Origin of the sequence: Archangium minus, from assembly GCF_044360475.1 — a bacterium.
Taxonomy (GTDB): Bacteria; Myxococcota; Myxococcia; order Myxococcales; family Myxococcaceae; genus Archangium; species Archangium minus.
This window is the reverse complement of sequence record NZ_CP043494.1, coordinates 3,336,945-3,357,279: the sequence shown is the minus strand read 5'-3', so window position 1 is coordinate 3,357,279 and position 20,335 is coordinate 3,336,945. Positions and strand designations below refer to the sequence as shown.

At 68.3% G+C, this 20,335-nt stretch carries 13 protein-coding genes; 6 read left to right on the top strand and 7 right to left on the bottom strand.

Annotated features, from left to right (window positions below; all coding sequences use genetic code 11):
* Positions 1 to 95 precede the first annotated feature (95 nt).
* Positions 96 to 1,721 (bottom strand): mechanosensitive ion channel family protein, encoded by a 1,626-nt coding sequence (locus F0U60_RS13740; RefSeq protein WP_395819116.1) that lies wholly within the window; start codon positions 1,719 to 1,721, stop codon positions 96 to 98.
* 172 nt (positions 1,722 to 1,893) lie between these two features.
* Between F0U60_RS13740 and F0U60_RS13735 the strand changes: the two genes are divergently transcribed.
* From F0U60_RS13735 to F0U60_RS13710, 6 genes are all read left to right on the top strand, one after another.
* Entirely contained in the window at positions 1,894 to 2,277 is a 384-nt protein-coding gene (locus tag F0U60_RS13735; protein ID WP_203402501.1) for a PleD family two-component system response regulator, read from the top strand.
* Positions 2,278 to 2,281: 4 nt separating this feature from the next.
* On the top strand, positions 2,282 to 3,832 hold the full coding sequence (locus tag F0U60_RS13730; protein WP_395819112.1) for a multiheme c-type cytochrome: 1,551 nt from the start codon (positions 2,282 to 2,284) through the stop codon (positions 3,830 to 3,832).
* A 148-nt stretch (positions 3,833 to 3,980) separates the two neighbouring features.
* On the top strand, positions 3,981 to 5,975 hold the full coding sequence (locus F0U60_RS13725; RefSeq protein WP_395819109.1) for a LysM peptidoglycan-binding domain-containing protein: 1,995 nt from the start codon (positions 3,981 to 3,983) through the stop codon (positions 5,973 to 5,975).
* Between the two features lie 84 nt (positions 5,976 to 6,059).
* Positions 6,060 to 8,555, top strand: coding sequence for a type VI secretion system tip protein TssI/VgrG (tssI, locus tag F0U60_RS13720; RefSeq protein ID WP_395819106.1), 2,496 nt, complete (start codon positions 6,060 to 6,062; stop codon positions 8,553 to 8,555).
* An 18-nt stretch (positions 8,556 to 8,573) separates the two neighbouring features.
* On the top strand, positions 8,574 to 10,472 hold the full coding sequence (locus F0U60_RS13715; protein ID WP_395819103.1) for a hypothetical protein: 1,899 nt from the start codon (positions 8,574 to 8,576) through the stop codon (positions 10,470 to 10,472).
* Complete coding sequence (locus tag F0U60_RS13710) at positions 10,463 to 11,446, top strand: hypothetical protein (RefSeq protein ID WP_395819100.1); 984 nt, start codon at positions 10,463 to 10,465, stop codon at positions 11,444 to 11,446. The genes F0U60_RS13715 and F0U60_RS13710 overlap by 10 nt, the downstream gene beginning before the upstream one ends.
* 46 nt (positions 11,447 to 11,492) lie before the next feature.
* Here F0U60_RS13710 and F0U60_RS13705 read toward each other — a convergent pair whose 3' ends face one another.
* The 6 genes from F0U60_RS13705 to F0U60_RS13680 all read right to left on the bottom strand — a co-directional run bounded on the left by F0U60_RS13705 (position 11,493) and on the right by F0U60_RS13680 (position 20,294).
* Positions 11,493 to 13,247: an ATP-binding protein gene (locus F0U60_RS13705; protein WP_395819097.1), complete on the bottom strand. Its 1,755-nt coding sequence runs from the start codon at positions 13,245 to 13,247 to the stop codon at positions 11,493 to 11,495.
* Between the two features lie 75 nt (positions 13,248 to 13,322).
* The gene (locus F0U60_RS13700; protein ID WP_395819094.1) at positions 13,323 to 15,827 is read right to left on the bottom strand and encodes a serine/threonine protein kinase; all 2,505 of its coding nucleotides are present in this window, start codon (positions 15,825 to 15,827) and stop codon (positions 13,323 to 13,325) included.
* 99 nt (positions 15,828 to 15,926) lie between these two features.
* Positions 15,927 to 16,721, bottom strand: coding sequence for a hypothetical protein (locus tag F0U60_RS13695; RefSeq protein WP_395819091.1), 795 nt, complete (start codon positions 16,719 to 16,721; stop codon positions 15,927 to 15,929).
* Positions 16,718 to 18,001: an ABC transporter permease gene (locus F0U60_RS13690; RefSeq protein ID WP_395819089.1), complete on the bottom strand. Its 1,284-nt coding sequence runs from the start codon at positions 17,999 to 18,001 to the stop codon at positions 16,718 to 16,720. The genes F0U60_RS13695 and F0U60_RS13690 overlap by 4 nt, the downstream gene beginning before the upstream one ends.
* Positions 17,998 to 18,693 carry an ABC transporter ATP-binding protein gene (locus tag F0U60_RS13685; RefSeq protein WP_395819086.1) on the bottom strand — a complete coding sequence of 232 codons (696 nt, stop codon included), beginning with the start codon at positions 18,691 to 18,693 and terminating at the stop codon, positions 17,998 to 18,000. Before F0U60_RS13685 ends, F0U60_RS13690 begins: the two co-directional genes overlap by 4 nt.
* Positions 18,690 to 20,294 carry a hypothetical protein gene (locus F0U60_RS13680; protein ID WP_395819083.1) on the bottom strand — a complete coding sequence of 535 codons (1,605 nt, stop codon included), beginning with the start codon at positions 20,292 to 20,294 and terminating at the stop codon, positions 18,690 to 18,692. The genes F0U60_RS13685 and F0U60_RS13680 overlap by 4 nt, the downstream gene beginning before the upstream one ends.
* Positions 20,295 to 20,335 lie beyond the last annotated feature (41 nt).

Genomic DNA, 20,335 nt, shown 5'->3' with positions numbered 1-20,335 from the left:
GCTCCACGAACGTGCAGCAACCCGCCCCCTCGGACGCGGAGGGTAGCGGGATATTCAGCGCGACTTCGGGGAGAGAGCAAGAACTCCGGGGGCGCTCAGGCCCGGGGAGTAGCGGGCGGAGGAGGCTGCGGCTGCTCGCCGACTGGCGGCTGGAGCGCGGGACGAGGCTCGGTACGGGTGGTGGGCAGCCACTCGGGCCGCGCGCGCAGGTACGCCATCATCTTCTCGCGCACCAGGGCGCGTATGTCGAAGAGATTCCCCGGCTCGGCGCTCACCAGCACGCGCACCTGCATCGTCCGGTCCAGCACGTCCTCCACCACCACGGTGGCCACACGCCCGTCCCACAGGGCCTTGCCCTCGTGCTCCAGGATGCGCTGCAGTTCCACCCTCAGCGCATCCATGTCCGTGGTGAAGTCCACCAAGAGCCGCACCGGGCCCAGCATGGACTTCCCGCCCTTGCTCCAGTTCTGGAAGGGCTTGTCGAGGAACTGGGGGATGGGGATGACCAGCCGCCGCTCGTCCCACACGCGCACCACCACGTAAGTGAGGGTGATCTCCTCCACCGTGCCGAACTCGTTCTCCACCACCACCTGATCGCCAATGCGGATGGGCTGGGTGATGGAGAGTTGGATGCCGGCCAGCAACGAAGAGATGGACTTCTGCGCGGCCAGACCGATGACGAGACCCGCGATACCGGCCGAGGCCAGCAGCGACACGCCCACGTTGCGCACCGTCTCGAACTGCATGAGCAGCAGCGCGGCCGCGATGATGTAGGTGGCCGCCTCGAAGACGGAGCGCAGCACCGCCAGCTGGGTGTGCAGCCCCCGGGCCCGCGAGGGGTCCTTTGACTCCTTCGTCACCGATTGCTGGACGACCTGCGCCGTCACCCGCAGGAAGCGCAGAATGAACCACGCCACCGACACGATGAGGAGCGAGGTGAAGAGGTGCGTTGCCAGAAACTTGGCCGTGGGAGGCAACAGCAGCAGCGCCGTCCCCACCGCGCCGAGCAGCGCGAAGTACAAGAGCCGCAGCGGCCCCTTGCCCGCGGAGACCAGCGCATCATCCCAGGTGATGCGCGTCCACCGCGCCAGCCTGTCCAGGAGCGCCAGCGTGAACCGCTCCAACGCCACGCTCAACAGCACCGCGAGCACACCCGTCGCCAGCAGGCCCAGCCACTGCCACAGCTCCAGCCCCAGCACCGGCTTGTCGAAGAACACCGGCGGCAGCAGTTCGCCCACCAGCGGGCCATACTCCGCGTAGAGCGGATCAATGGACCGGACCGTGGCCTCACTGAACACCCACACCTGCTCACCTCCATTGACGCGCACACGGGCGAGCCGGATGGGGTAGAGGGTTTCGCCCACGGAGAGGGCGTCGATCTGATCAAACCGGGGATTCTCCGGGTCGCCCTCGGGCTCCTTGCTCAGGTTGGAGATGGCCCCGAGGGGCAGCTTGTGGTCCAGCACATACTTCAGACGCTGGGCCAGCCGAGCGCCCTCCCCCTTCTGTTGGGCCAGGGGGAGGTAGTCCAGGTCCAGGTAGTGGGCGGCCAGCTCGTAGTTCCCCTTGTGGACGGCATCGGAGAAGCCCTTGGCCGCCGCATAGGGCGTCTGCCGGTCCACGGAGCCGGGGGGCTCCCCCAGACCGTTGTTGAGGGCCCAGGCCCCCGGCGAGAAGACGACGGACAGAAGGAGGCACAGTCCAGTCAGGGCGCGACTCATGGCCGCCTCTTAGTGCCCACCCAGACCCCGACCCGCAACATCAATGTGCTGGAAGGTCGCCTGGCTTCCAGGGTGGCTAACGACTCCTCCCCTGTGGATTCCAGCCGGACGAGAAACCCTTGGAGTCATCAACAACCCTGGGCTAGAAAAGGCCGCCAAGGAAGAGGTCGCCGTGCAAGAGAAGCGCAAAATCCTCCTCATCGACGACAGCGAGATCACTCTCGCCATGGAGAAGGCCGTGCTGGAGGCGCGCGGCTACGAGGTCGTCGCCACATCCACGTTGATGGAGTTTGAGAAGACGTTACAAACGTGGAAGCCGGACCTCATCCTCACGGACATCCACATGCCCGAGGCCAAGGGCACGGACATCTGCCGCACGCTCAAGAACGAGTACGGCACCCAGGACATCCCCATCATCCTCTTCTCCAGCCTCCCGGACGACGAGCTGAGCAAGCTGGCCGAGCAGGTCGGTGCAGACGGCAGCCTGTCCAAAGTGAACGGACTGGAGAAGATGGGTGAGAAGATCGACGAGCTGGTGCAGAGCATCATCTGGTGACGCCGTGAGGCGGCTCGTCACCAGCCTGGCCCTGTTGGCGGCGCTCGCGGGGTGCTCGCGCAAGGAGTCGCGCCCCGCCGAGGCGGAAGTGGCCCCGCGCGGAGGCACGTCAGCCAAGGCGGACGCTCCAGGAGCCATCCTGTTCTTCTCGGCCGACGTGCGCGGCTACCTGGGCCCCTGCGGCTGCAGCGAGAACATGCGCGGAGGCATTGCGCGCGCGGCCTCGCAGGTGAAGGAAGCGGGCAAAGGCGCCCTGCCCGTCCTCTACGTGGACGGCGGTGACAGCCTCTTCGGCAGTCCCACCCTGAAGCCCGAGCAGGTGCCCCAGGAGGAGCGCAAGGCACAGGCGCTCGCCGAGGCCATGAAGCGCATGGGCCTGACGGTGCGCGCCGTGGGAGAGCTGGACGACGCGCGCGGCGCTGACTTCCGCCGAGGACTGGGACTGCCCGAGCTCGCGCCCGGCGGAGAGAAGGTGCTTGCCGCGGGGGCTCGCAAGGTGGGCGTGGTGAGTGCCTCGGATGCGGCCAGGTTGAAGCAGGCCAGCGCCAAAGCCCGCGCCGGGGGCGCCCACTTCGTGGTGGGCCTCTTCCACGGCACCCTGGAGGACGCGCAGCGGGCCGCCGCCACGCCGGAGCTCGGCGTGGACCTGGTGCTGGCCACCCATACCGCCTCCGAGTTCGACGGCGAGCAGAACAAGCTGACGCGCGACGCGGTGCCCGTGGTCGCGCTGCAGAGCAAGGGCCGCTCGCTGCTGCGCGTGGACCTGTCCTACGGCGCGAAGCCGGGCCGCTTCACCGCACAGAAGACAGCGGAGGACGCCGAGAAAGAGGCCGCCTCCATCGACCGGCGCATGGAGCTGCTGGACAGGGAGATCAACCTCCCTGGCGTCGACCCCCAGCTCAAGAGCCTCAAGCAGCAGAAGCGCGAGGAGCTGGTCGCGCGCCGGCAGGCCCTGCTCACCGCGCCGGTGGCCGCGGCTGGGGACACCGACAGCTTCACCCTGCGCTTCGTCCCCCTGGAGTCCACCCTCCCCTCGGATCCAGACGCCCAGGCGGTGGTGAACACCTATGACGCGGACGTGGGGAAGATGAACCTGGCGTGGGCCAAGGAGCACGGACAGGACTGCCCGGCCCCCCAGAAGGGTCAGGCCGCCTTCGTGGGCAGCGCCGCCTGCGCCGAGTGCCACGCGGACACCATCCCGGTGTGGGAGGCCTCCAAGCACACCCGGGCCTGGAAGACGCTCGAGGAGGTGGGCAAGCAGTTCCACCTCAACTGCACCAGCTGCCACGTCACCGGTTGGGAGCAACCCGGCGGGGTGTGCCGCCTGGACAAGGTGGCCGGCCGCGAGAACGTGGGCTGCGAGAGCTGCCACGGTCCGGGCTCCCTCCACGTCGAGGACCCCTCCACCGACAACATCACCGCTCGCCCGGGGCAGGACGTGTGCGTCACCTGCCACAACCGGGAGAACTCGCCTCACTTCGACTTCGCGACCTACCTGCCGAAAATCCTCGGCCCGGGCCACGGCAAGCCACTGGAAGTGAAGCGCAAGCCGTGAAACACATCCAGGCGGTACGTTTCTTCCCGCGCAAAGCGTCCAGCGGGAAGATAGCCTGCCTGGATGCTTGTTTGAGCGGATTGAAAAGCATCGAACACTTGAGACCCCAATCAACCCGGCCCACCCGGCAGCCGGCCTCCAGGTGACCATGCCGTCCTTCAGCCTGCTTCTCCTGGTCCTCGCCACGGTCCCGCCGTCCAAGGACACGGCGCCGATGCCTTCGCCGACCCCCGCCATGCAGGCCCCCGGCGTCGAAGACAAGCCGACGCAGGTGGGGGGCTCCGCCCAGGAGTCTGAGGTCCCCATTCAATCCGCCGAGGAGATCCTCAGGGACCTGGCCAACGAGCCCTCCGAGGACGCCGAAACCACCGCGGAAGAAGAGGCCACCGAGGAGTCCACCGAGCTCGAGGAGATGCGGGCGCTGGAGGGAGCCACGTTGGATCCAGGCGCCCGGCCCAACGCCGAGGTGCTCCAGTCGCTGCGCCGCCTGGGCGTGGCCAACCCGCTGCGCCTGCGCATGCTGGACGCACTGGAGGAGCCCACCTTCCGCGAGGACGAGGAGACCGGCGAGCTGCCGCTCATGACGGACCTCTCCAACTTCGACGTCTCGCGGGTGCAGGCCCGCTACGACATCCCGGTGGAGATGCAGCCGCTGGTGGCTCAGTACATCCAGTTCTTCCAGGGGCCGGGCCGCAAGTGGTTCAGCAAGTGGGTGAGCCGCTCCACGCGCTACCTGCCAGTGATGCAGCCCATCCTCGAGGCCCACGGGCTGCCGCGTGACACGGTGTACCTGGCGATGATTGAGAGCGGCTTCTCCCCCACCGCCTACTCGTGGGCCCACGCCTCCGGGCCCTGGCAGTTCATCGCCAGCACCGGCCGCCAGTACGGCCTGCGCCAGGACTTCTGGGTAGACGAGCGCAGAGATCCCATCAAGGCCACCTACGCCGCCGCGCGCTACTTGAAGGACCTCTACGCCGAGCTGGGCCACTGGTACCTGGCGTGGGCGGGCTACAACACGGGCAGCGGCCGGGTGCGGCGGTTGATGGACCGGCTGGGCACGAACGACTTCTGGGCCATCTCCTCCCCCGCGGAGAAGGGCCTGGCCCTGGAGACGCGGCACTATGTGCCCAAGCTCATCGCCGCGGCGCTCATCGCCAAGCACCCCGCGGCCTTCGGCTTCTCCGAAAGAGAGTTCGTCTACGAGCAGCCCCTCACCTTCGACGAGGTGAAGCTCACCGAGGCCACCGACCTGGATGTCATCGCCCGGTCGGCCGGCGTGTCCGTGACGCAAATCCTGGAGCTCAACCCGGAGCTGCGGCGCTGGTGCACCCCGCCCTCGAGCGCGAAGAATCCCTATGTTCTGCGCCTGCCCAAGGACACGGCCCAGAAGTTCACGGAGAACTTCGCCCGCCTCTCGCCCAAGGAGCGGCTCACCTTCCGCGTCCACAGGGTGAAGCGGGGCGACACGCTGTCGCAGATCGCCCTCACCTACGGCACGGCGCCCGAGGCCATCCTGCAGATGAACCAGCTCAAGAGCGTGCGGACGTTGCGGCTGAACGCGGAGCTGGTGATTCCCGTGCCGGCCGTGCGCGGTGGAGGCAAGGCAGCCGGTGGGGAGAGCGCGCTGGCCCGTAAGGTGGCGCAGGCGCGACGCAGCGGCGTGTCGGTGCTGCGCCCCGAGGACGAGGTGCCCGCGGGGACGCCGCGCGGTCCCGTCGCCACCGGCCCCATCAAGACGGAGACCATCAACGGCCGCAAGCGCGTCACCTACGGCGTGCAGTCGGGTGACAGCCTGTGGGCCATCGCCCAGCGCTTCCAGGTGAACGTGGACGACATCCGCAAGTGGAACAACCTGACGGTGCGCGCCAGCAAGAAGGCCCTGAAGGTGGGCTCGGTGCTGTACGTGTGGCCGGACAACGCCCCCAAACAGGTGGAGGAGCGCGCGGGCACGGTCATCGCCCAGCGCGCCCCTGCCGGTAACGCGGGCCGCCCCGGCAGCGTGCACGAGCTGGCCGCCGGAGAGTCGCTGTGGAGCGTCGCCCAGCGCTACGGCGTGTCCGTCGAGGACATCAAGCGCTGGAACAACATCAAGGACACCACCCGGCTGCCCACCGGCCTGCGGCTCGTGGTGAAGGCGCCGTAGGCTCGCCCACCGAGCGCCGGGCTTCATTGTCGTCTGTCAGACAACCGACTACGCTCCCCTGAAACGGCACAAAGGGGACGCACCATGGCAGGCACACGAGCGCCAGCCGTCACTTTCTCGGTGAGACCGCACGAGCCAGGGCAACTGGTCGTCAGCCGTTTCATGGGAACCGAGGCGCTAAGCCGTCCGTATGAGTTCCGAGTGGACTTCCACCCCCTGGCGCCCGAGCCGCTGGAAGCCCAGGAGATGCTCGGGAGCGAGGCGCTGCTGAAGGTGGACCTGCCTGACGGCGGCGCTCGCTACGTGCACGGACAGGTGCGCGCGGTGGACTCGCTGGGCCAGGAGGCCGGGCTCTGGCGCTACCGCGTGTGGGTAGTCCCCAAGCTGTGGTGGCTGAGCCAGGTGAAGCGCAGCCGCATCTTCCAGGGCAAGACGGTGCCGCAGATTGTCAAAGCGGTGCTGGAGGAAGGGGGCGTGCAGGTGAAGCTGTCGCTGAGCGGCAGCTACGAGGCACGCGAGTACTGCACCCAATACCGGGAGTCGGACTTCGCCTTCGTCAGCCGGTTGATGGAGTGGGAGGGCCTCTTCTACTTCTTCGAGCACACGGAGGGCGGGCACGTGATGGTGGTGGGCGACAAGCCCAACGTGCACGAGCCCCTGCCGGGCGGAGCGAAGCTGCCTCTGCGGGACAACGACCGGCGAGCGGCGACCGGGGAGTTCGTGTCCTCGCTGCAGCGGGTGCACCGGCTGCGGCCAGGCAAGGTGCACCTCAAGGACTTCGATTTCGAAAAGCCCGCGCTGGACGTGTCGGGCAAGACGCAGGACTCCAGCAACGGGCAGGACGCGCTGGAGGTGTACGACTACCCGGGCGAGTACGTGGCACCCGCGGTGGGTAAGGGCGCGGCGAAGGTGCGCCTGGAGGAGGCGGTGCAGGCGGCGCGCACGCTGGATGGCGAGGGCGCGTGCCCACGGCTGACGGCGGGCTACCGCTTCGAGGTGGAGGACGGAGGCACCTATTCCGGCGAGTACGTGGCCGTGGAGGTGGTGCATTGGGGCCGGCAGCCGGAGACACCCGGGCACAGCGAGGCGCTGGGCAACCTGTACCGCAACCACTTCAAATGCATGCCGGCCAGCATCCCCTTCAGGCCGAGGCGGACGACTGCCGTGCCGCACCTCACCGGGTTGCAGACGGCCACGGTGGTGGGGCCCTCGGGAGAGGAAATCCACACGGACGAGCACGGGCGCATCAAGGTGCAGTTCCACTGGGACCGAGAGGGCCAGCGGGACGACAAGGCCTCGTGCTGGGTGCGCGTCAGCCAGACGTGGGGAGGCCCAGCGTGGGGCGCGCTGTACCTGCCGCGCATCGGCCAGGAGGTGGTGGTGCGCTTCCTCGAGGGCAACCCCGATAGGCCCCTCATCGCTGGCACCGTCTACAACGGGGGCAACCCGACGCCCTACGCCCTGCCGGATGACAAGACGAAGTCCACGCTCAAGAGCGCCTCCAGCCTGGGCAGCGACGGCTTCAACGAGTTCCGCATTGAGGACGCGGCCGGTGAGGAGGAGATCTTCACCCACGCCCAGAAGGACGAGGACCTCGTCACCGAGAACGACAAGGGCCAGCACGTCATCGGCTACGAGGACCTCCTGGTGAAGAAGGATCGCCAGCGCACCATCGAGGGACATCAGAAGCTGCACGTGCACCTGGACGACGCGAGCCTCGTCGAGGGCAACCAGTCCCTCCAGGTGAGGGGCAACCGCACCACCTCCGTGTCGGGCAGTCACGACGAATCCGTGGAGGGCCATCAGTCCATCACCGTGGCCCAGGATCTCCAGGTGGACGTGCTTCAGGCGTCTTCGGAGAGCGTGGGCGCGGCCAAGGCCACCACCATCGGTGCTGGCTCCATCGTCAACGTGGCGCTGGCCTATAACGAGGCCGTGGGCGCGGCGTTCACAGAGCAGATCGGCGCTGCCCACACGGAGCTCGTCCTCGGCAGCCGGCAGGAGATGGTCGCCAAGGACAAGGAGACGAAGGTCGGGGGCGACTTCCAGATTGAGGTCACCGGGGCCTGCACGCTCACCGTCGGCAAGGACTCCAAGATTCAGACAGGGCTCGACACCGAGGTGACCATCGTCGAGCCCTCGAGCTGGTTGGCCAAGACCTTCAACGTCTCGGCAGACAAGTTCTCCGTCATCGTCGGTGACAAGCTCTACCTCAGCCTCGAGAAGTCGGGAGCCATCAAGCTGTTCGGCAAGACCATCACCCTCGACGGCTCCGACATCAAGGCGAAGGGCGGCAAGGTCAAGCTGCTCGGGGCTGGCTCGGTGTCAGGCAAGTCCGTCAAGAACAAGGACATCGAGGCGCTCCCCGAGGCCGATCCGAAGAAGCCCTACATGGAGTTCGAGCTCAAGGACGCGGAGGGCAATCCCCTCAAGGACGTGGAGTTCGAGATCGAGCTGGAGGACGGAACGAAGAAGAGCGGCAAGGTCGACGCCAACGGCCGCGCGCGCGTCGAGAACGTACCTCCTGGCCAGTATTGGATTTCCTTCCCCAAGCTGGATGGAACCCTCGGCCGGGGCTGATGCCAGGAAGACCGTCCCATGCCCAAGACACACAAGGTTCAGCAGGGCGAGACCCTGACCAGCATCGCGGAGAAGTACGGGTTCGTCGATGACTGGAAGGCCCTCTACCAGGCCCCCGAGAACGCGGCGCTCCGCAAGAAGCGCCCCAACCCGATGCTCATCTACCCGGGCGACGAGGTGGCCATCCCCGCCCTCCCTCCCACCCGCGTCAAGGGAGTCACCGGCGGCCCGCAGAAATTCCAGCGCCAGCCGGACGATGGCCTCAGCCTCATCAAACGCGCCCGGCAGCTCAGTGCCGAGTACATCCGGCTGCGCGACAAGTACATGACCTGGGTGTCCGACAAGGAGCGCTCGGGCTGGTTCTCCATCGCGGAGTGGACCCAGGCCCTGGTCACCCAGGACGCGGAGGCCTACGGCAGCCGTGCCAACAAGGCCCGGATCAAGAAGTTCCAGGAGGACTACGAGAAAGAGGCCCAGCCCCAGCGCGAGGCCTACGAGTCCAAGTGCCGCGAGCTGGTGAATCTGATGCTCATCCAGTCCTTCAAGCGCCAGTTCGAGTCGCTCGCGGACGAGGACCGGGCTCAGTGCTACGCGGACCTGACCGAGGCCTTCAACGAATCCAACGTGGGCCGCACCTTCATCCTCCAGGAGCTGAAGAAGGCGGAGAAGAGCGACCCCACGGCCCTGCTGACCGGCGTCTTCAAGATCATGAAGGAGGCCAACGGAGCCTTCTGGAAGTTTCTGGCCGAGTTCGCCCCGACGATCGTCCGGTGGAAGGAGGAGCAGGCGCTCGGGTACATCGAGCACCTCATCGTCCAGCGCGTGCGAGGCATCTCGGTGGACCTGCTGCGCAAGAAGGTGAGCCTCTACGAGACGACGACCATCGTGCGCGTCCGGCAGGCGTTCACCATCACCGTGCTGACGCCCGAGCACATCCGTCTCAATGAGACCCCCAACGCCCAGCGCATCAGCGGGTTCCTGAACAAGGCCTTCGAATCCATCAACCTGGCGCTCGCGCTCAACGAGCTGAGCAAGAAGCAGGGCACCAAGGAGATCCTCTCCGCGGTGGGAGCGGTCGCGGCCATGCTGGAGCAGTTCAAGACCGTGACCGCCGCGCTCACGGCGCGCAAGTGGATGCGCGTGGCCGGCGCGGGCACCGAGGCCTCGGTGCTGGCAATCATCACCGGCGTGTGCGACGCCGTCACCGGCAGCATGGATGCCTGGGATCGCGCCTCCAAGGGTGACTACGACTCGGCCCTGGTCTACGGAGCGGGCGCGGCGGGAGGCGCGGCGGCAGCGGTCGGCGCCTCGCTCATCGTCTTCGGCGCGGGCACGTCCTGGACGGGTGTCGGCGTGGTGGTGCTGCTGGCCGGAGCCATCGTGTCGCTGGGAGCCGCCCTCGCCTCGGTGTTCGGCAACTTCGATGACACCGCGCTCCAGCTCTGGGTGCTCAACAACCGCTTCGGCAACGATGGCGATGACCCCGCCAGTGAGTTCCGCGAGTGGAAGAACAACCCCACCAAACAACTCGAGGGACTCAAGGACGCACTCGCCCTCGTCGAGTTCGAGGGCAGCTTCAGCGAGGAGAAGCACCAGCTCGTCATCAAGCCGTCGATGGTGCTGACGTGCTCGCAGGTGCGCGTGACCATCGGCGCCTCGTGGGACCTGGGGATGTACCAGCACTGGCGCAACCGTCTGCTCGACGAGCGCAGCGCATCCCTCAAGCTGGAGGGTAACCGGGTGACGGAGATCACCATCACCGTGCCCCAGCCTCCAGGTCAGCGGAAGCGAGTGCTGTATACGGAGCTCCGCGTGGACATGCTCGTGGACGCCTACAACGATGGCAAGACGATGACGTACAGACGCTCGGCCAAACTGGAGCCGTCGGTGACGGAGAGGATCCGCTCATGGTTCTGACGCCTCCTCCGCCTTCGCGAGCCCTGGCGGCCATCTGCTATGTGGCGGCGCTCGGAGCAGGTGGACTCGGCGTATTCCTGGTGGCGCAGGTGCTGCCGGGGGATGGGTCGCAGCAGAAGCGGCTGTTCTTCATGGGACTCGCGGGGCTGTCCCTGTCCTTCGCCCTGCTGATGGTGGCCGTGGCCGAGCTGGGCCGCCGCGGTGTGCTGCTCTGGCGGAACGAAGGCGGGAAGCTCATCGGGCAGGTGATGGCCACCGGCGAGCAGGTGTTCATGCCGGCGCGAGGCCCCGCTCGGGTGGACGTGGAGCTGCGGGCCCTGTCCAACGGGGTGAACGCGGAGCAGTACTCCGTCTGGCTCTTCTCGCCGCTGTTCGGCCCGGTGCGCATGGGAGCAGGCGGTGGTGGGAACGTGGAGATCGTGCGTCAGCGGTGGGGCGCGGCCACGTTCTCCGAAGCGGACGCGGAGCTTCCGCCTCGCCCCCCACCGGACAGCGGCGTGGAGGTGGAGCCGGACGGCCGGTGCCGGGTGCCCGCCGGCTGGGGCCTCTTCGCGATGCTGTTCCTCATGTCCGGCCTGCTGGTGGTGCTCCCCATGGTGGCGGTCGCGCTCATGTCGTCCGGGCCCGGAGGCCAGCTGTTCGCGGCGGGAACGTGCGTGGTCGCCGCCGCGGTGGCGCTCTTCACCCTCCTGTACGCGTTCTCCCACTGGGAGCTGCGGGTCGAGGCGGACGGCGTGCAGATACGCCGCTGCGTGGGGCCGCTGTCCCTGGGCTCGTGGCGGCGGCTGCCCGGGGACCTGCGGTTGGACTTGTCCCGCGCACCGCGCATTTCGTGGGTCGACAGCTCCGGCAAGGCCTGGTTCCGTGTCCTGGCCCTCGTCCGGCGTCCGACGCTAACCGGCGTCCTCTGGCTCACGGCCACGCTGCGGCGCACCAGCGGCGCGCGCCCCCAGTCCTGGCGCGCCATCCCATAAGCTCGCGGCCCGGCGCGTCGAGGCGCACGCGGGCCCAGCTCTCATCTCAGCCCTGCTCGAGCAGAAGCTTCAGCTCGCGGACCCGACGGGTGATGTGGTCGCGGTCCAGCCGGCGGAAGCTCTCGGGCAGCAGCTCGCGGCTGGTGCACTCCTGCACCGCCACCAGGTTCTGCAGCTCGATCTCCAGCGGGTAGCTCGGCGGCACGAAGTCCTCAAAGACGGCCTTGAGGTCCTCCACCGTGGCCTGCTCGCGCCCGTGGGCCAGCGCCCGGAAGCGCGTGCGCACCAGCACCGCCTCCATGTCCGCGCCGCTCAGCTGGCGCGTCCCCGTCGGAATCAGCTCGGAGATGGACGGCACCTCCAGCTTCAGGCCCGTCTTCTTCTGCATCACCTTGAAGAGCTCCTCCCGCTCCTCCTCCGTCTCTGGATAGAAGAGCGCGAGGTGCTCCTCGGCGCGGCCCTGACGCTTGAGGTCAATGGGCAGCAGGTCCGGCCGCGCCGTCATCAGGAACCAGACGATCTTCCCGCGGTACACCGTGTTGCCCATGAACGAGGCGATGGAGCCGAACACGCGGCTGCTCGTCCCCGAGTCCCCGCCCGAGTCGCGGTTGCCCAGGAACGTGTCCGCCTCGTCCACCATCACCGCCACCGGCCAGAGCGCCTTGAGCAGGTTGAAGATCTTCTCCAGGTTGGCCTCGGTGACGCCCTGCCACTGGCTGCGGAAGTTGAGGAACTTCACCACCGGAATGCCAATCTCTCCCGCGAAGCAGGACACCAGGAACGTCTTGCCCGTGCCCACCGGGCCGCTCACGAGGTAGCCCATGGGCATCACCTCGATGCGCCCCTTCTTCAACGCGTTGGCCGCGTTGCGCAGCATCTCCTTGGCCTTGGCATGGCCCGCCACCGCGTCCAGCGTGTGCACCGGCTCGATGAACTCGAGCAACCCGTGGCACTCGGCCTGGATGAGCTCCTTCTTCTTCTCCTTGAGCAGGTCGGAGGTAATCCGCACGCCGTGCTCGAGGGCCTCGGTGAGCACGCGATCCAGGTTGATGCGCGACAGGCCCGCCGTCATCTTCGCCAGGCCTGCCAACGGCACGTCCGACACCGCCGCGAGCTTCTTGCCCTCCAGCTTGTAGCGCACGTACTCGAGCCGCTCCTCCTCCGTGGGCAGGGGCAGCTCGATGGGCGCCACATAGGGGTTGCGCGTGAGGCGCTGGGACATGTCCGCCAGGTTCTCCGCCAGCAGCACCACGGACACGTCGCCCGCGAGGAACTGCGGGTCGTGCGCCCACTTCTCCAGCGTGGCCAGCACGAAGCGGTCCTCGGCGGACAGGTGGCTCATCTCCCCGCCCGGCACCAGCGTCTCGGCGAAGTCGATGATGAGCGCCAGCGACTTGCCCTCGCTCACGCGCATCCGCAGGAAGTTCTCCAGAATCTGCAGCGCCCGGGCCGGATCCCTCGGCAGGCTCTTGGCGTAGTCCGTGCCGTAGAGCGCGTCATAGCCGGCCATCGTCCGCTGCAACTCCTTCTGCGTCTCCGGAGAGGAGGAGCGCACGCCGGACGAGCGATCGTAGAAGAGGACGTGATCTCGCCCGCCGAACAGCTCCTCGGAGAGGAAGGTGCGCAGGGGTCCGAAACCCCGGCTGCCGTCCTCCTGGGTGGTGGGCTGGAGGTCCCTCACCGCGCCGTAGAGGAGGAACGTGCTGACAGTCTTCGTGTAGTACTTCTGGGCCAGCTTCCGGGCCCACCCGGGCAGCTCCGCGAGCGGATCCGCCGCATCCACCTTGCGTGACTTGGTCACGGACACACCCCTCCGGCCCCTTCCCGGGGCGCTCGCGCCCACCTCAACCGGGTGGGCGCCTGTCTGATTGCTGGACTACTTGCAGCCGCGCTGCTTCTTGAGCCGCGGCTTCAGCGTAGCGGCGACTCCCCCTTCGGGAGTCACATCCACGTTCACATCATCGTGGCAACGCAGCCGGAGGCCTACCTGTTTCACGCTCAGCGGCAGACGCACCCGCTTCGGGGTGGTGCCCCACTCCTGGCCGCCCGCGACGATGGTGGCTCCGGACGGAATGGACAGCACCTCCACCTCGAAACCGTCCGGCTCGAGCTTGAGCTGCACGTCCACGGGCTTGTCGCCCGCGGCCGGGGTGATGCGCTTCTGGGCCGGCTTGAAACCTGGGGCACTGGCAACCACCAGGACCTCCTCGCCCGCGGTCAGCTCGCCAATGTAGGTCGAGCTGTTGCCCTTCTCGCGCACCACCTTGCCGCCCACTGTCAGCTCGGCATCCGCCGGCTGGGTGACGACCACCACGCGAGCGAGCTGCACCTCGCGCTCGAGGTTCACCCGCACCGGCAAGGGCGTCATGCCTTCCTTGACCACCCCCGTATAGGTGTAGGGCTTGTAGCCCTCGACGCTCACCAGCACCACGACGGGACCAGCCTTCACCTGCTGGAGGATAGGACCGTTCGTGGGCATGTCCTTCAGGTCCTGGCCGCTGATGTTCACCCGCACCGAGCCCTGCACATTAGGGGGCAGCAGCTCCACCAGGATGAAGCCGGTGGGCTCCGGCCGGGTCATGACGAAGCCGGCCACGCCCGCGATCATCAGGATCGCCAGGGCGGCGAACCCCGCGACGAGGGGCATCCGGTTGGAGGTCTTGGGCGTCGGGGCCGGAGCCGGAGTCGGCGCCGGAGCCTGGGCCGCGGCGGCCCGAGCAGCAGCAGCCTGCCGCAGCGGCGTGGCGGGGGTGAGCGCAAGCGGATCCTCCTCCTGCTCCAGGTCCTCCATGTCGGGCGGAGGCGCCACCGGGGCTTGGGTCCGAGGTGCCGCGACGGGCATGGACTGCGAGGGCCGCGACGGCATGCCCACGGACGAATCGGACACAGGAGGCTCCGTGCGAACGCGCGGCATCCCCTCCATCGTGTTACGGCCCTGGCGGGCCACGGTGGTGCTCTCGGCGGAGGGCGCCGACGCGGGCACCGGCGGCCGCGGCGGAGGTGACATCACCGGAGGCATCCGCACGTTGGAGACACGCTGCGGCGGTTGCTCGTCGATGATGGGCACGCGCGGCACCTCCACCGGCGTCACCATGCGGCCGGGGCCCATGAGCCCAGGCTGGGTGGTCGGCTCGTCGAAGTACTCAGCGCTGCTCACCACCTGCGTGGCATTGGACTCCTCCTCCGGCGGGAGCGGCGCCACGGGCGCGGGCGTCACCTTGGGAGCGGGCATGGCGCCAAGCGTGGGGGAGCGGCGGACACCCGCGGACGATGGCGTGGCGGGCATCGGAGGCGATACGGCCGGCTGGCCCGTCAACGAGGGGCTCGCCGGCTGCGGCGCCGACGAGCTCCCACTGAAGCCCATCTCGATGGCGGCCAGCATGCCCTCGGGGGGCTTGATGTCCGAGTACTCCAGCAGCCGCTGCTTCTCGCGCTCCACGTCCTCGGCGAAGGTGGACTTCATGTACTGCATGAGGTCCTTGCGGCCGAAGATGGACTCCGAGGTGAGCAGGAAGCGCTGCAGGTCGTCGCCCAGCTCGTTGGCGTACTGGTAGCGCTCGTCCACGTCACGCGCGAGCGCCTTGAGGACGATCTTCTCCAGCGTCTCGGGGATGCGGCGGTTGTACGTGGAGGGCGGGGCCACCTCGGCCTTGCGCACCTTCTCCAGCACGCTGAAGTCGCTGTCGCCCACGAAGAGCCGCTCACCGGTGAGCATCTCGTAGAGGCACACGCCGATGGCGAAGATGTCCGAGCGCCGGTCCAGCGGCAGGCCGCGGATCTGCTCCGGGCTCATGTAGCCGAACTTGCCCTTGAGGATACCGGCCTGCGTCTTGGTGGCCTTGCCCGCCGCCTTGGCGATACCGAAGTCGATGACCTTGACCTCGCCATCGAAGGAGATGAGGACGTTCTGGGGCGAGATGTCGCGGTGGACGATGTTCAGATCGCGCCCCATGTTGTCCTTCTTGCGGTGGGCGTAGTCGAGCCCCTCGCACATCTTGGACACCACGAAGGCCACCAGCGGGACGGGAGCAGGCTCACCCTTCTTCCGGCATCGGTCGAAGATGGCCCGCATGTCCTTGCCGGGGATGTACTCCATCGCGATGAAGTAGCTGTTGGAGATCTGCCCCAGCTCGTAGATCTGCGCGATGTTGGCGTGGTTCAGCTGGACGCTGATCTTCGCCTCATCGATGAACATCGTGATGAACTCGTCATCCTCGGCGATGTTCGGGAGGATGCGCTTGATGGCGACGAGGCGTTCGAAGCCTCCCGCTCCAAACATCTTTCCGCGCCACACTTCCGCCATGCCGCCGATGTTGATGCGGTCGAGGAGAAGGTATTTCCCAAACGGGATGGGTTGCCGCTTCGGTTGAGTGGTCGTCACGGGCGTACGTGGCTCGGGGTGGATGGCCGAGCCTATCGACCGCGCGTCCACAGGGTCAACCGCGTGGAGTTGCCCACATCCAGAAGCTCCCCTCCCCCGTTAAGGCGTGGGGGCTGGCGCCACCGCCCCGGCGTCCAGGGACTCCTCGACCCCAGCGGGAGCCGGAGCCTCGGTCACCCCCTGGAGAGGGACCTCCGCCGTCCCCTCCTCCTCGGGCAGTGAGGGTCGCACGAGCGCCACGTACGGCTGGCCCTCGACAGAGAGCACCGATGGGAGTCCGAAGCGCTCGCCCGCTGGCAGACCGACCAGGGTCACCCAGGCCTTTTCGGCACCGGGAGCCAGGCAGTAGATGACCGTCCCCACCGCGAGTCCTGATGCGTCATGAACGGGCCCTTGGCACTGCTCTCGGACCTGGAGCGACCAGGCGGACATGCGCTCGCCCCTCACCAGGTACGGCGGTGGAGGGAGCTGCTCGAGCAGAGACCGCAACACCGCGGGGTCCGAAGGAACCGTCTTCCCATGGGCCAGCGCCGCGGCCTTCTCCTCGAACTGGCTCAGCACCAGGGAGGCCACGTCCTCGGGATGCAAGGGCACCTGGTTCTCGGCGAGCACCAGGTCGAAGAAGAGCGCGCTCACCAGCAGGATCGGCAGCAGCCGGTAGCCCTTGAAGCCCTCACCGCGGCCACGCACCAGGCCCCAGAGGACAACCCCGAGCACCACAGCTGTGGCGGCCAGCACCAGGGCGGGCCACACCACCGGAGGCGGCGCCAAGAAGGCGGATACCTCCGCGGTCCGGGCTCGCAGAGCGTCCCGCAGGTCCCCCCCGTAGAGCCACGCGAGGGTCGGCAGGCAGACCGCGTTGGCGAGGAGCGTCTTGATCGAGGGCCGCTTCATCCTGCGAGCGTTCGAGCGGGGTCCGTGGCAGCGGCCCTGTGGCTGGGGAACCAGGCCCCGGCCACCGCGGCGAGCAGCCCAAGCACCACTCCGCCCACCACCACCGTCCAGGGGAAGGAGAAGAAGCTCTCGGGCTTGAAGGGGAACTGCGGCAGGTAGGAGGCCGCGAGCCGATCGATGACCAGCGCGAGGAGGATCGCCGCGAGGGTGCCCAGGAAGCCCCCGATCAGCCCCACCACCCCCGCCTCGGCCAGGACGATGTTGCGCACGTCCGAGCGCGAGGCGCCCACCGCCTGCATGACGCCAATCTCCTTGGCCCGCGCGCGCACCGAGGCGCTCAGTGCGTGGGCGATGTTCACCGCCGCGAGCACGCAGATGAGGATGGACAGCAGCGCCAGCGCGGACGTGGTGAGCGTCACCGCCGCGCCCACGTTCTCCGCGAGCCGCCGCTCCTGGTCGTCGATCTCCAGGCCCATTTCCTTCACCGCCGCCACGATGTCGGGCACCGCACCAGGGCTCCTGGCCACCAGCGTGACGCCCGTGAACGTGTCCGCGTCCTGGCCCAGCTCGCGGTTGAGGCGGACGGCCGTGTCCAGCGGCAGGGTGACGCCCGCGAGCAGCGCTCGGTCAGAGGCGCCCACCACCTGCAACTGGGACGAGATGACCGGAGCGTTCGGCTGCGACGCGGCCACGTAGGAGCGGTTGAAGTCCACCGGGAAGGTGAAGCCGACGAGCATCCCCGGCGCGAGCCTCGGCAGCTTGCGGGCCGGGGCAAAGGTGTTGTTGTAGATCTCCAACAGCCGCGTGGAGATGAGGACCGGCAACGGCTGGCCCGGCCCTGGGTCGACGAACTTCCCCAGCTGCACGTCGCCCTCGACGAGGCCGGGGTCCACGCCCACGGCGAGCACGTCCACGCCCATGCGCAGCCTGCGGCCGAAGAAGTCCCCGTTGTAGAGGCTCGCCGCGGGGACGCGCACGCTCATCTTCCGGTGGAGCTTCTCCACGTCCGGCAACGCCTGGAGACGCTCCACCATGGCCGCGTCCAGCTTGCCGCCACCGAGGAATGAGCCGAGCGACACCGCGGGAGGCACCACGTCCACCAGCCGCGCGTCGTTGGGGAAGATCTTCTCGCGGATGACGCGACCCACGCCCAGGCCCAAGCCCACGAAGAAGACGAGCGCCCCCACGCCCATGGCCACGCCGAAGGCGGAGAAGAACGCGCCCCGCCGCTCGCGCGCGAGGCTCAGCCGAACCAGCCGAGACAGCGCCGCCAGCCTCATGACACACCTCCCGCCAGCGCAGGACGAGGCTCCTCGACGAGCCGGCCCTCCTTGAGGCGCAGCACACGCCGAGCCGCCGAGCTCATCCGCTCCTCGTGGGTGACGGTGAGCAGCGTGAGGCCCTCGCGGTGCAGCTCCTGGAAGAGCGAGATGACCCCGGCACCCGTGGCCGCATCGAGGTTGCCGGTGGGCTCGTCACACAGGAGCAGCCGCGGGCCGGTGAAGAGGGCGCGGGCGATGGCCACGCGCTGGCGCTCGCCACCGGAGAGCCGCACCGGCGTGCGATCCTTCTTGGCCAACAGGCCCACCCGGTCGAGCAGGGACTCGGCGCGCTTGCGCGCCTCGGGGGAAGCGGAGCCGAAGTGCGAGGGCATCAGCACGTTCTCCACCGCGGACAGGTTGGGGATGAGGTGGAAGGACTGGAAGACGAAGCCCACGTGCTGGTTGCGGAAGCGCGCGAGCTCCTTGTCCTTCAGGCCGGACAGCTTCACGCCGGCCACCTCCACGTCGCCCTGGTAGTGCACGTCCAGGCCACCCAGCAGGTGCAGCAACGTGGACTTCCCACTGCCGGAGGGGCCCACCACCGCGACGAACTCACCGTCCGCCACGTCGAGCGAGGCTCCATCGAGGACACGCACCTCGGTGCCATCCCCGTCCCGGTACTGTTTGACGATGTCGCGTGCGCGTATCACTGGGGTGCCAACCAGAGGGTGAGCTCGGCCTGCAGGGCCTTCTCCTTCTCGGAGAGGCCCAGCGTTACCGCGCGGAGGTCATTCGTTGCGTCCAGCCAGCGCACCGTGGTCGCCTTGATGGCGAAGCCGCCAATGCCCCAGGCCTCGGAGGGAAGCGCCTTCACCGCGTCGGACAGGCGCCGCAGGTCCAACACCGCACTCAGCACCGGGCCCTGGAGCGACGCGCGCAAGTCCTCGGCCACGGGGCTGTTGCCAGCGGGCCCCTTGAGCTGGGTAAGCGCCGCCTCGAGGCGGGACTGCGGCGCGGCGAGCACCACCTTGTCACCCACCATGGCGAAGTGCGCGCCCTCTCCCTGTCGGTACGAGGTGAGGTAGACGCGCTGGCCGTTGACGTCCGAGGGCTTCACCTCGGCGCCGAAGCGAGGGGCGATGGAGGGCAACTTCTCCAGCGTGGCAGCGAAGCCGGCCGCGTCTTCCGACTCGCCCGCCACCACCATGTGCACGAAGCGGAAGGGGTTGGTGCGCCGCGGGTCCAGCAACGGAATGCCGGCCCCGAGCTGCACCGTAGGCGACAGGGACACCCCCGCGACGACGCCGGGCTTCAGCTTGTCGAGCAGTTCGCCCTTCACATCGAAGCCGGTCTCCTGCACGGCGCGGGTGACGTAGGAGCCGACGAGGTAGGGCCAGACGCCACTCAACTGCGAGGGATCGCCCCGGTAGCGCGCCATGAGGAAGCTGTCCTCGGGGAGGTAGCCGAGCAGATCCGGCCCTGCCTGCGGGGTGAGCGCGGCGAGCGAGGCCTGAGTGTCGGGCCACGGCGTGTCCATTCGCAGCGTCACGGCGCGCTCGCCGAGCGAGCCCGTCAGGGTGACGGACTGGGTGGTACCGGCCGGGACGAGGAAGCCGACGCCCCCGGGGAGGAAGGCGTAGAAGTCGCGCTCAGCGGGCAGGCGGTTCAGCGAGGCGGTGAGGAGCGGCTCCTGGACGAGCGACTTCTCCGCGGGCAGCGTGGCGTAACTGGAGAGCTGGGACACCATGGCGCCCGCGCCCAACAGGGCGTAACCCTCGGAGAAGAGGAGCCCCAGCGCGGGCTGCTGCGCGCCAGACCTGCTGAAGGTGATGAGCGTGCCGCCGGGGACCTTCTGCTCGGCGCGCTCGGAGGCCCCGAGTCGATCGCGAGCGAGCCTGGCGAAGGTGTCCGTCAGGGCCTTCTCGTCCTTCACGCCGAGCACGGAGAAGGCCTGGTTGCCGCCGAGCAGGGCCGCGCCCGCGCCCCGGGCCGGATCGATGCCGGCGGCCTCCATGGCCTGGCGGCTGCGCAGGTCCACGCCCACCTGCCGCATGATGCTGGAGACGTAGGACTCGGCGGTCTGGGCGTTCTGGAGCTGGGCGACGAAGTTGGCCAGCTTGAGGTTCTGGAAGCGCGCGAGCTTCTCGCCAAGGGCCCCGAGGTCGGGGACGACGAGGGCGGCCGGAGCGCCACGGGGCAGGAAACGAGCAGGATTGGTCACCTTCGTCCCGCCCTGCTTCTCACCGCAACGGGAGCAGCCGGCGAACACGAGCAGGACGAGCAGGAGCCAGGAAGGGGCGCGGCGGTGCATGGAACCGGGAGTGCAGACGGCCCGAGGCCCGGAGTCAATTT

Coding starts and splice junctions, on each gene's coding strand:
- F0U60_RS13695 (WP_395819091.1), bottom strand. CDS start 16,721: ATGAAGCGGCCCTCGATCAAGACGCTCCTCGCCAACGCGGTCTGCCTG.
- F0U60_RS13690 (WP_395819089.1), bottom strand. CDS start 18,001: ATGAGGCTGGCGGCGCTGTCTCGGCTGGTTCGGCTGAGCCTCGCGCGC.
- F0U60_RS13725 (WP_395819109.1), top strand. CDS start 3,981: ATGCCGTCCTTCAGCCTGCTTCTCCTGGTCCTCGCCACGGTCCCGCCG.
- F0U60_RS13715 (WP_395819103.1), top strand. CDS start 8,574: ATGCCCAAGACACACAAGGTTCAGCAGGGCGAGACCCTGACCAGCATC.
- F0U60_RS13740 (WP_395819116.1), bottom strand. CDS start 1,721: ATGAGTCGCGCCCTGACTGGACTGTGCCTCCTTCTGTCCGTCGTCTTC.
- F0U60_RS13710 (WP_395819100.1), top strand. CDS start 10,463: ATGGTTCTGACGCCTCCTCCGCCTTCGCGAGCCCTGGCGGCCATCTGC.
- F0U60_RS13680 (WP_395819083.1), bottom strand. CDS start 20,294: ATGCACCGCCGCGCCCCTTCCTGGCTCCTGCTCGTCCTGCTCGTGTTC.
- tssI (WP_395819106.1), top strand. CDS start 6,060: ATGGCAGGCACACGAGCGCCAGCCGTCACTTTCTCGGTGAGACCGCAC.